The organism is Rhodopseudomonas sp. B29 (genome assembly GCF_000333455.1).
Taxonomy (GTDB): Bacteria; Pseudomonadota; Alphaproteobacteria; order Rhizobiales; family Xanthobacteraceae; genus Rhodopseudomonas.
In genome coordinates, this window is record NZ_BADD01000554.1 from 1 (window position 1) to 10,974 (window position 10,974).

The 10,974-nt window shown below is 64.0% G+C and carries 10 protein-coding genes and 1 pseudogene; all 11 read right to left on the minus strand.

Annotation, left to right across the window (positions count from 1 at the left end; all coding sequences use genetic code 11):
- Nucleotides 1-3: 3 nt before the first annotated feature.
- Nucleotides 4-1,494, minus strand: a complete 1,491-nt coding sequence (locus I5M_RS30995) for a hypothetical protein (RefSeq protein ID WP_022722934.1) — start codon at nt 1,492-1,494, stop codon at nt 4-6.
- 82 nt (nt 1,495-1,576) lie between these two features.
- Complete coding sequence (locus I5M_RS31000) at nt 1,577-2,116, minus strand: DUF4376 domain-containing protein (protein WP_022722935.1); 540 nt, start codon at nt 2,114-2,116, stop codon at nt 1,577-1,579.
- A complete protein-coding gene (locus tag I5M_RS19520) occupies nt 2,109-3,302 on the minus strand; it encodes a DUF1565 domain-containing protein (RefSeq protein ID WP_148287912.1) in 1,194 nt (397 codons plus the stop codon). The genes I5M_RS31000 and I5M_RS19520 overlap by 8 nt, the downstream gene beginning before the upstream one ends.
- 124 nt (nt 3,303-3,426) lie before the next feature.
- Nucleotides 3,427-4,149 (minus strand): hypothetical protein, encoded by a 723-nt coding sequence (locus tag I5M_RS19525; RefSeq protein WP_022722937.1) that lies wholly within the window; start codon nt 4,147-4,149, stop codon nt 3,427-3,429.
- A 21-nt stretch (nt 4,150-4,170) separates the two neighbouring features.
- On the minus strand, nt 4,171-5,301 hold the full coding sequence (locus I5M_RS19530; protein WP_022722938.1) for a baseplate J/gp47 family protein: 1,131 nt from the start codon (nt 5,299-5,301) through the stop codon (nt 4,171-4,173).
- Nucleotides 5,301-5,855 carry a phage GP46 family protein gene (locus I5M_RS19535; RefSeq protein WP_022722939.1) on the minus strand — a complete coding sequence of 185 codons (555 nt, stop codon included), beginning with the start codon at nt 5,853-5,855 and terminating at the stop codon, nt 5,301-5,303. The genes I5M_RS19530 and I5M_RS19535 overlap by 1 nt, the downstream gene beginning before the upstream one ends.
- Nucleotides 5,855-6,373, minus strand: coding sequence for a phage baseplate assembly protein (locus I5M_RS31005; RefSeq protein WP_022722940.1), 519 nt, complete (start codon nt 6,371-6,373; stop codon nt 5,855-5,857). Before I5M_RS31005 ends, I5M_RS19535 begins: the two co-directional genes overlap by 1 nt.
- A gap of 7 nt (nt 6,374-6,380) precedes the next feature.
- Nucleotides 6,381-7,484 carry a phage baseplate assembly protein gene (locus I5M_RS19545; RefSeq protein WP_022722941.1) on the minus strand — a complete coding sequence of 368 codons (1,104 nt, stop codon included), beginning with the start codon at nt 7,482-7,484 and terminating at the stop codon, nt 6,381-6,383.
- A 6-nt stretch (nt 7,485-7,490) separates the two neighbouring features.
- Complete coding sequence (locus I5M_RS19550) at nt 7,491-8,708, minus strand: DNA circularization N-terminal domain-containing protein (protein WP_022722942.1); 1,218 nt, start codon at nt 8,706-8,708, stop codon at nt 7,491-7,493.
- 117 nt (nt 8,709-8,825) lie between these two features.
- Complete coding sequence (locus I5M_RS19555) at nt 8,826-10,538, minus strand: hypothetical protein (protein WP_159104012.1); 1,713 nt, start codon at nt 10,536-10,538, stop codon at nt 8,826-8,828.
- A 298-nt stretch (nt 10,539-10,836) separates the two neighbouring features.
- Nucleotides 10,837-10,974, minus strand: a pseudogene (locus I5M_RS31835) (HIT domain-containing protein); the annotation flags it as partial.

Consider the following 10,974-nt stretch of genomic DNA (forward strand, 5'->3'; position numbering starts at 1 on the left):
GCTCTAGCCGCGCACGTTGACTTGAAGCGTGTAGTGCAGCGTTGCGGTGCCGCCGCCGGTAAACACGCTCGCCCCGGCGGTGTGCAATCCTTCGCTTAGTTCGATAGCGCCGGAGAGCGACGCATTCAGTCGGGAAACGCCCGCGGCCACAGTGTCACCGGTCGCGTTGCCCCAACTTGTCGGCGACGCGCCATCCACCAAGATGCCCGAACCGTTGTAAGCGCCGGACGAATTATCGATCCAACCTTGCAAGTGGATCGACACCGAGTCCTCGCCCCACGCGATGAAGCTCATCGACGCCGAAGTGCCCGTCGAGCTCCCGGTGATAAGCGCTGTTTTGCCTCCCCGGTTGAACCACGACAGCGTCGCGAAATTGGAGAAGTTGCCGGTGCCATCGGTCAACACCATGCCGATCAACGTGCGGCTGTCATCGCCCGACAGGATTTCGACGCCCTCGTTTCCTGCGGTCGCGCTGGTGGCGTGCGCGCCGGTGCGGAAATCGGCGGTGATGACTCCCGCGTTGACGAACGCATAGACGCGATAGACCGTCGACGCCGCCAGGATCGACGCCCCGACGCCGTTGACGAACGCTGCGGTGTTGCCAAGCCCGGCGATGCCGGCCGCAGGGATACGATAGACGGCGCCGTTGATCTTGATCAGATCGCCATTGCGCGGCGCGAACTTGAGCGCCGACGAACTGACATACGTCAGCTTGCCGCACTGAAACGGCAAGCCTGCGTTGGTGTAGGCTTGAAGCCGCTGCGCCGGCGAGAGCGACTGAGCCGCGTTGTAGAGCACGGCGCCGGATTGCGCCGGCAGATTGGTGAGTTGCGAGCCGTCGACCGCAGGAAGGCGCCCCGAACCATCCAACTGCAGGGCGTTGCCGGCGGCGGTGCCGAACGTCGGCCGCCCGGCGAGATCGGCATAGTTGCCGGTGACGGCGACGGCAGCAAGCCCGAGATTGCCGACCGCAAACGCCTTTTGGCCGCTCGATAGCGATTGCACCGCGTCGACGCGCAGGCGATTGCCGAGCGCGGCCGAGATCGTCGCTGCATAGTTCGGATCATTACCAAGCGCCGCCGCCAATTCATTGAGCGTATCCAGCGCACCAGGCGCCGCCGCCACGAGATCGTCGCGCATCGCCTTGAGCGCCGCCATCGTGGCGATCTGGTCGGTGTTGGTGCCGAGCGCCGCCGTCGGCGCACGCGGCGCACCTGTCAGCAGTGCATTGTCGGCACTCGCTGCGCCGAGCACCGTCCGCATCACCTCATAGGTGCCACCCGCCAGCACGGCGCGCGCCGGCGCGCTGATCGACGCCAACGCACCTTGGCCGTCGGCCGTGATGTACGGGAACGACTCCGGCGCGATGCCGATGTCGAGCAAGACACCGAGTACCCCGTCAACGGCGTGATCGTCATTCCAATTCGACGGATACACCTCGTTCGGATTGGAGCCGGCGTCGGCAACGTCCAACCGCTTTTTGTGCCTGATCATTGAACTAAGCCCCTAGAAACAAAAAGGCCGCCCATTGCGGGCGGCCACAACAGCGGCGACGATGCTTGTGAACTGCGCGGACTTAGGCGAACGCGGCGTCGATCTGCTCGCGCGACGTGATGGTCGGCGGAAACGCTGCGATGCCGTCGGCGAGATCGCTTTCGATCTTGAACGCTGCTTGCACATGCGCCCCGACGGCGAGCGCGATCGCCTTGATCTGATCTGCCGACATCGTCACCCAACCCGAAGCGGCCTTGAAGCGCACCGACTCGGCGTTGCTCGCCTGCACGTAGCTGTAGGCATTGGCAATCATCGACTGACTTTCGCGCGAGGTGTCGATCGACATGCCCGAGACGACGATGCCACCGATCTCTTTGGTGTAACGCCGGGCAGCGGCGTAGCTCGCCAGATCGACGAACAGCCCGTAAGGCGCAAGCACCTCTTGCAAGGCCGCACTCGTCTGCACCGCGGCGGCGTCGCGCGGCCACGGCGTCGGCGCCGTGGTCGCACTAAACGCCTTATAGTCGGCGTCGTCGCCGGCGACGGTCGCCTGCCGCTTGCTCGAAAACACCCGGCCGTCGGTGGCAAGCCAATACCAATCGAAGGGATCGAAATTACGCATATTGACCACCCGTGTTCTTTGATCCGGCAGTATCGCCCGGATAGTAACTCTCACCGGCGCCAAGAACGGAAATCACGCCATTCATCGCCGCCAGATAGCGCGGCCCGGTAGCGGCGCCAGAAACCAGCGTGTAGATGTATGAGGTTCGTCCGCCGTTGATGGCGACCACGAAACCAGACGTGAAATTGATCGAGCCGATCAGTGTCACGCCGTAGGCAACGCCAGACCCCATCGAGCCACCATTTGCAAAGACGTGCGCACCCGAGGAGCCCGAAATCGCGATAGGGCCAAGTTTCACCACCTCGCCCCCGGTGGAATTGATATGCACGCCAGGACAGTAACCAAACTCGATATTCCGGTAACCGATCGAGCGGCCGGAGGCCGGCACCCACAGCGCGTTACCCGCATCACCCGGCGCGGCACGGCCAATGAGCTTGAAGCCGCCAACGGTCCAATTCGCGCCGGGCGACGCCGCGATGATCGCCGATCCGGCCGGCGAGTTGATGAAGCAATTCGAAAAACTCGTTTCGTTGCCGATCAGCACCGCAGCGCCGTTCTGCGACACCGAAGGAAGGTTCACGCTTTCGGGATACGTGCCATCCGCGACAAGCACCGTTCCAGTGTAGCCGTTGAGCTGCAACCGACCGACTTCGTTGACGCCGCGTTGAATGGTGCGAAACGGCGCCGTGAGTGAGCCCGGATTTGCGTCGTTGCCGCTCACCGCGCTGACGTAGTACGTACGCGGCGCACTGAGCACGCGGCCGCCGGTGCCGACAATCTGAAACGCGGTGCCGTCAAACTCGACGACGGCGATCTGCCCCTTGAAGGCGTCACCGTTCACCGTCGGGCTGCCGTCGGCGCGGGTGAGACTTTTCACCGGAAAGCCGTTCACTGTGATCGTCGAGGGGCCGGTGATATCATAGGCCAGCTTGACGCGAAGTTGCAGGCCCGCGCGCAGCTCGACTGGCGCCGGCGCAACAGTGACGACCACCGCATTTTGCGCGCCGATATCGGCCGCGTAGTTAGTCAAGCCGCGCTGCATCAGGTGTTGAATGGCGCGCAGCATGCCGGTGTCGGGCGAGCCGGTGTCGGCGATCACCGGCGTGATGCCGTCAAGCTGGCTGCCGTTGCCGCGCCACACCGAGCGCATATTGGCAAGGAGTCCGTTGAAGAACGCCGCCGTCAAATCGGTGCCGTCCTCCGACGTTGCCGACGAGCAGTCCGCGATCCACGTATCATCGGCGCCGAACACGCGCAGATCGGCCGGGCGTGTCGTCACCGCACCGATCGCGTCGGCCGGTCCGAGAATATCAACCATTTGTCACCCCATAGGCGGTTTTGATTTCCGCGTGGATCACGCGGGACAACAGACATTGCAGCGGCGCCAAGTCCGGCCCGCAGCCGAGGCGCTGCCCGGCCTTCATTCGGCCGGCGCGCGGTTTGGCGTTGTACGTCTTCGAAAACGCGGCGCTGGCGCCGAGATCGACCATGATCACAAGGCCGCCGGCGCGGCGGTTGCCGGGCTTGGCGCGCCCCGCCTTGGCGCAGCCGGCCCGCGCGCCGCATTCGTCGGCGAACTCGACACAGCTAATCGACCAGCCGGCGCGGGCCGCAATCTGCGCGTAGTATTCGCAGCGCGTGCCGCCGATGGCCGCCACCTTCGTACACAGATCGGGAAAGGGATCGCAGTCATCGGGGAGGCCATATTCAGCCATCCACAGATCCCGCGTCTCGGTTTGTGTCGCACACCAAAACTCGAGCCGCAGATCGCATAGCCGGCGATTTGTGAACGTCAGCACCTCAGCGATCGCCGACCAGAAATTCCACAGCACACTGCCCTTGCGGCTGCGCGTCGCGAACGCATCGTTATCGAACGCCGCCGGGCTGAATGCGCCGCTAAACCCCTTGACCGGGCCGCCCTCGTCGGATTGCCACGCCCGGCCACGCGGCAACAGGCCGAGCACCGACGACAACACCTCGTCACGCGTCGGACAGCGCAGCGGCGCCGGGCGCGCGTTTTCACAACTCGCCATCAGTAAAGCCCTCGCCGATTGCTACACGAACGACACGTCGCCGAGCGTCGGGAATTGTCCCGGAGTGAGCGTGATATCGGCGGTCGGCGACTGGATGATATGCCGTTCCTCGCCGCTGGCGTTGGCGACTGCCTGCCAAATCCATGAGCGCGAGAAAGAGAACGGCGCAGCGAGATAAGGCAAACGCGAGTCGGCCTGATCGATACCAGCCACGCGGGCGAGCCGGCGAAACGTGCCGCGCAATTCCGATTTGATCGCCTCACGCACCGCCGACGTGCCCGGCGAAAGCCCGGCGATCACGACATCGACCGGAACCGCCGTAGCCGCCGCAACGGCGACCTTGGCGCCGGCCGGTCGCACCATGTCGATATGATCGGCAACGCGCTGCACATCGGCCGCGCGCGGAATGCCGTCGTCATAAAGATCGAACATCAGCGGAAACAGCCGCACGGTGCCGGCACCGCTCCAAAGCCGCTCGACGAACACCGTCGGCCGATCCTGATAGAACGACACGCCCGGCACCTCACCGCACCAGGCGACATAATCGGCCGCCGTGCCGCCATGCGGGGGATTGCGCTTGCGAAACAGAATGCGCGCGCGGAATGTCTCGACATCCTCGACATCGACACCAGCGGCAAGCGGCGCGGCGTCGGAAATCTGCGCAGTGGCGCCGATTACGTCGCCAGTCGCACCGCTGATGATATCGAGCGGCGTCCCGGCGATCGGCGCTGCAGCCGAGCCGTCAACCGACGCAACCACCTCGATATCAAAAACGCCCGGAACGGCGATGCTGCCGCCGGCGGTGGCGATATAATCGACGCCGTCCGACCTTTGCAGCACCGCGCCGACATCGAAAGAGATCGCCGCCGCCGCGTTGACGGTCGCAAAGCCGCGCCACGGCGCCGCGGGCCGCAGCGTCAACCCTACTTCCTCGCCATGCAGAATGAGGTTTTCAAGGTCCGCAGTGAGTGCGAATTTCTGCCGCTGGATGTAGTCGGCGAATCCGAATACCTCGTGAGTGAGGCCAGCAAACACCTTCGCCGTCGGATTGATATTGTTCGGCCAAAGATAGGCGTCCGATCCGGGCAGGTTGACCCGGAACGCCTGCCGCGCCCGCTCTGCCAATTCTTTGAGTGTCGGGATCTCGAACATTAGAGCGCCACCTGATTCCACAGAACATCATATTTGCGATCGTGCACGTTCTCGCCGTCGCGCCCGTACAGGCGAACGTCGAGAAAGAGCTGATTCCGCATTTCGGATTGTGTCGCCGCGACATCGATCCGAACGACCGCGCCCTGCGCCTGCAGCGGTGCCAGCGCTTCGGCGGCGAATTGCTCGGCCCATCGCGTCGCCGGAATGCCTCGGATCGTGAGCGGCGCGCGGCGCAACAACCACAAATGCGAACCGAGCGCGCCCTCGTACAAATCCTCGCGGACGTCGACGCTATCGCCGAAGTAGCCGCCGACATCGCCGTCGGCTAGGTAGGCGAGCGGGTGATCCGGATCGACTCGCTTGTCGGTAAAGAGGCACAAGACAACCGCGGTGGCGATCGCTTGCTTTGCCCGGAGGCCACCGCGATTAGCCGTCTCGTCGGCATCCGCCATCGCCCAATCGGCAACGCCTCGCTCCGGCACCCACACCGAATCCCAAACGACGTTCGACTCCTCGGCGCAACCCTCCGCTTTGCGGATAACTACCTCGGCCATCAACCAACCCTCGCCTTGACGTTGATCGATGTACCCGCGTCGGTTTCGACAAATCCGTAAGTGCCGTCAGTGCCGTCACCGCCGAGGAACACGAATTTGCCATCCGCCGGCTTGACCGTGACCTTGTCCTTTTGCGACAGAACGTCGACCGTGCCGGCCTTCGCGTTGATCGAAACACCCTTGTCGCCACGAGCCCAGATCACGTTGCCCTTGTCGTCGTACAGCGTCGCATTCCCCTCGGGCAGGTCGCGAGGCCGGCAGTCCTTGTGCTCGAAACCCAGCGCGAGCAACCGATCCGATCGGCCGCCGAGCGCGAGAAACACGCCCTCCGAACCCTTCGGCGGATGCGACGAGAGGCCGTGCATCTGCGGCCGATAGACGTCCTCAAAGGACTCCGACTTGAGGCCGGTCATCTGTTTGAGGATTTGTTGCGTGCCCGAGTCGTCGACGCGTTGAACGGTCGCGCGGCGCAGCGAGCCTATTAGGCCCTCTTGCCCCTCCGGAAACCAAATCCACATGACTCAACTAATCCTCGCTGCCGGCGTCACTTGACCACGCCGCCCCGGCACTCCCGCCCTTGCTGGCCTTGCCGCCGAGCGCGCGTGGATCGACGAGCGAAAGCACGCTCAACGATCCGTCTTTGCGATCCTGCGAATACACCGCCGTCTCGATCGCCATGTTTTGCTGCACGTCGAGAAACGGACTGCCGAGAAACACCAGCGCGCCAGGTTTCCAGACCTTGCCGCCCTTGTCTTTGAAGCCCTGCACCGTCGCGTTCGCCTTGAGCGCGTTTCCGGCCTCGCGATCACGCCGCGTCGCGGCCCGCTTCTTGGCCCGCTTCTTGTCCGTGTCGCCGTCGTGAATGACGATCACCGGCCGATACCGGCCCACCTCGGCGTCGCGCGCCATACCCTCGATTTGCAACGCATCCTCGCCGTGGCCGTAGGGCCGTTGACCGCGCACGATCACGTCGGAATGGCGGCCGCTCGCATTGTGATCGGCGTCGCCGGCCTTCATGTTGTCGCCTTCGATGATCCCGCCGGCATGTGTGAACTTGCCGGCTTTGGTAATCAGGATCGAGCCGTCGGCCTCGCCGACCGGGAAAACACCTTGCTCGCGGCATAACTTTTCAAGGCACCGGAACGCCGTTTCACCCGGCGTAATGCGATAAACCGGCACCTTATCAAGTTGCTCGTCGGTCGAGACGCCGACACCGAACTTGTCAAGCTCGGCGGCGATCTCTTGAGGTGTCTTGTTCTTGAACTGGCCGGTATCGTGCACCGCCGAACTATCGATGAAGTCTTGCGACTTGGAGCGGCCCGAGATCGTCACCTCGGCGGTGTTATGTTCGCTGATCCGCGGTTGATATCGGTCGACATAACCGCGGCAGACTAGTTCCTCATCGAAATAGATCGCGACTTCGGTCCCGGCCTTGAAGGTCCAAGCCGTGGCGCTACCGCCAGGCTCGGCCGCAGCTTCGATTTGAAACGAGCGCGCCGCCTCAGTGAATGCGGCCCGCACCGTCACGCGGCGCCAGGCCGTCCAAAGCCGACCGCCGGCCTCGACGGTAACGGTCGGGCTTTGTCCGCCGCTGCCATAGCCGAGCGCGAACAGCGTCGAAATATCCATGCGGGATTACCTCGATAGCGCCTCGATTTCGCGCGGCATGAACGATGGATGTCGGACACGATTGCGCGCGACCAACTCGGGCGCGCGGCTGGCATCGGCGTAAAGTATCCAAGCCAAGGCGAGCGACGGGCGGATATTGACGCTTTCGACCGTGACGACGGATGCGAGGTTGGCGATAGTTTGCGATAGCCACTCGATCACACTGCCGCGAAGCCGTTCGATTGCCACGTAAAGCGCGGCATCGGCCGCGCCGTAGGTTTCGAGTAGTTCGGACTCGAACCGCTCCGCCACCTCACCGCGCGCCGTCACCCCATCGGGCCGTGCAACAAAGACGGTGCGGAGCACCGCCTCGGCATAGGCCGTGAGCGCAGCGAGGCGGACCATACGGCTTGCCGCCGCTTCGTTGGCGGCGGCCGCGGCTTGCGACGCCGACAAATAGTTCGTAGGCGGCGCGACGGTGAAGGACTCCACCATATCGGACATTGCCCGCACTGCGCTCGCCGCCGGCATCGCATCGGCGAGCGCGCGGACGGTGCCGACATAGTTAGACGCCGCGGCTGCCACATCGGACGCAGCCCCCGAGGCAAACGCGTCGTCGATCTGCCCGAGTAGCCTCACAACATCGTCTCGGACTTTGGCGGACACCGCCGGATCGGTCGGATAACTCTGCCGCAGCACGTCGAGCATCGCCGCGGCGTTCGCGAGCGGAGTGCTCGCGGCCGCCACCACGTAATCAGGTTGATTGACGAGCGCGACGCTGCGCGACAGCACCCCGGCGGACTCCGCTGCCACATTATCAGCGGCCGCGAAGGCGACGGTTTGCAACAGCGGCACGGAGACGATCGCCGAGGCCGCGCCCTTGCGCACGAATTTGATTTCGAAGGCGACGTAACCCATTTGATCGCGCGCCGTTGCGCGTTCAAAGGTCTGGCAATGCACCGTCACCGGCCCAAAGTACGGCACCACCAGCACGCCGGCGCCGCGGGACGCCAGCGCCGATTTCAGCGTGGCGGCCCATTGGTCGGCGTCGTCGCCGTGCACATAGGCGGAACCGGCGAAGGTGCGCGGCGCCTCGCCCATATCCTCGACGAACGGATCGTCACGATTGGGGAACACGTGCACCACCAAGTCGCGGCCGCCCTCCTCTTTGTCTTGCTCAAAATAGAACGGAACCCCCTTGAACGACGCCGGCCACAGCGTCGACAGCCAATCCCGACAATCCATCGCAACCCCTCGCTCCGCAGCCGCTGGCGCGGCGCGTGAATACGTCCAACGTGGTGAGCTAGCGCCCATGCGCGAACGAACGCATGGGCGGTGCCGGCTAGGCCGGCGCGGGGTGGTTTAAGGGGCGGGCGCGGCGTCTGGTGACGAGCGGCCGGTTGAGCCGGTCGATCCCGATGCGGTGACGCCGCTCGATCGGAACGCGTTGATGGCGTTCGTCACCTTCTGTTCGATCTGCGCGAGGAAGCTCGGCGACGGATTGATCGTCACCCGAGTCTCGAGCGTCGCATTGCCCTCGACGACGGCCTTGACCGGCTCGCCGTTGCCGGCACCAGGCGCGCCGCCGCCTGCGACCGCCCGGATATCGTCGACCGACCATTGCGTTTGCGGCCCGCGCCAGCGGCCCGCCGTCACCGCCGGGTTGTAGCCGAAACCTTCAAGCTCGGTTTCGACGCGCGCCCGCTCGGCGTCGCGAGCCGCGCGGCGTTGCCGCTGTGCTTCACCGAGCCAAGAGCCTTCACGGAACGTCGCGCGATCGCCGGCCGCCTCGTCGTCGATCTTGTCGAGCCGATCGAAACGCGAGCGCGGCCCGGCTTCGTATTCCTTGAGCCGCCGAATATCGTCGTCGCTGACAACATCGCTGGCGAGTTGCGTGATAGCCAGCATCGGCGCGAGCGCCGCCATCGTCTTAGACAACACCCAACTCGTGCCACCTTTGCCGAACAGGTGCGCCAACGTCGACATGCCGGCATCGTAACTAAGCGCGCTCGACAAGCCGCCGAGCCAGGCGCCGGCGGTTGCCGTATGTCCCGGCTTTTCCTTGGCGTGCTCGGCAAGCCAGCTTTCGCCGCTCACGAGCCAGTTGAGGCCGCCCGTCACCGCCGGCATCAACGGCGCCGTGGTGTTGCTCAGAATGTTGTCGGCTTGTGCGCCGACCGCCTTCATTTGCACTTTGGGATCGCGTCGCAAGTAGTCGTCGGACGCGTCAAGCCCCTTGGCCTCGTGCACCAACTTCCAATCCTTTTCGATGCGCGCTTGCTGCGACGCAAGGATACTCACCAATTGCGCGGCCGTTGAGTCGCGGAACATGACCGCAATCTCGTCTTGAATTTTCTTCGGATCGGTGATGCCCTTGCGCGCCATCGCCGGCAACATCACATCATTGACCCACGCATAAGGATCGCTCGCCGCCAATTGGCCTTGCGAAATGCCGTTCGGCAGCAACCCTTTGACTGCGCCGGTCTTGGTGCGAACGATCTTGCTGTTATCGGCGAGTCCGAGGCGAACAAATTCCTTCGCCGCAACGTCCTTCATCTTGCCGCCGATCACGGTGCCGTAGAAAGTCGATAGAGCCTTACCCGTCGAGCTGCCGCCCATTTCCTGCGCGAAGGTCGGCGCCGTTTCGAGCATGAATTTATCACTGAGCGGATTCGTCGCCTGCCGACCGTATTTGAACATTTCATAGTAATCAGTCGGGCGCAGCGTATCGCCGAACACGTTGACGGCCTTCGCCATGCCTTGCATGTAGTGCTTGAAGTGTTCCTCGTTCTGAGTAACACCCTTGATTTCCATACCCTTCGTCAACTGATCAAAATCGTGCTCGATTTCTTCGGCTTTTTCCGGATGCGCGCCTAGCGCGACCACCTTCAATTGCGCCAGAGGATCAAGCACCTTCGTCGCTTCCTCGTACGACCCGACGATTGAGCGCACGTTGCGCGCCATGTGCATAAGGCTGGTTTGCGACAGCGCCGGATATTTTTTCGAGGTGGCGGCGGCAAGTTCATCGGCCTCGGCGATCTCATGCTCGGACATGCCAGAGGCCGCCATGCGCACCTTTTCGTGCGCGCGGTCGGCACTCACCTCGGCGGCGCGGTGCGCGACGGCCGCAACGGCATGGCCGGCGCCGTAGCTCGCCGCGGCGCCGGCGGCGATCTGCCCTGCCCGGCCGAGCCGCGACACGGTGCGCTCGGCCTGCGCCGCATGCTTGTCGGCCGCGGCCGCAAGGTTCATTTGCTTCTGAATGTCGCGATTGAGCGCGTTGGCGGCGCGCGTGATGCGGCCGATCTTCTGCGCGACCGCGTCAAAGGCGCCGCCAGTGGCGTCTTTGCCCTTGATAACTGCAAGGGCTTCAAGAGACACGGGAAATCTCCGTCATCAGCTGGGCCTGCTCGATCTCTTCGAGATCGATGATCTCCGAGACGTTCGGCCGGCGCGGCACCAGCAGCAGCCACGGGTAATTCGCGTCCTTGATCACCAGCACACGGCTGAG

What these genes read in the sequence shown, in the direction of transcription:
- I5M_RS30995 (WP_022722934.1), bottom strand. Translation starts at nt 1,494, where the DNA reads ATGATCAGGCACAAAAAGCGGTTGGACGTTGCCGACGCCGGCTCCAAT.
- I5M_RS31005 (WP_022722940.1), bottom strand. Translation starts at nt 6,373, where the DNA reads ATGTGGATTTGGTTTCCGGAGGGGCAAGAGGGCCTAATAGGCTCGCTG.
- I5M_RS19530 (WP_022722938.1), bottom strand. Translation starts at nt 5,301, where the DNA reads ATGTTCGAGATCCCGACACTCAAAGAATTGGCAGAGCGGGCGCGGCAG.
- I5M_RS19550 (WP_022722942.1), bottom strand. Translation starts at nt 8,708, where the DNA reads ATGGATTGTCGGGATTGGCTGTCGACGCTGTGGCCGGCGTCGTTCAAG.
- I5M_RS19525 (WP_022722937.1), bottom strand. Translation starts at nt 4,149, where the DNA reads ATGGCGAGTTGTGAAAACGCGCGCCCGGCGCCGCTGCGCTGTCCGACG.
- I5M_RS19545 (WP_022722941.1), bottom strand. Translation starts at nt 7,484, where the DNA reads ATGGATATTTCGACGCTGTTCGCGCTCGGCTATGGCAGCGGCGGACAA.
- I5M_RS31000 (WP_022722935.1), bottom strand. Translation starts at nt 2,116, where the DNA reads ATGCGTAATTTCGATCCCTTCGATTGGTATTGGCTTGCCACCGACGGC.
- I5M_RS19535 (WP_022722939.1), bottom strand. Translation starts at nt 5,855, where the DNA reads ATGGCCGAGGTAGTTATCCGCAAAGCGGAGGGTTGCGCCGAGGAGTCG.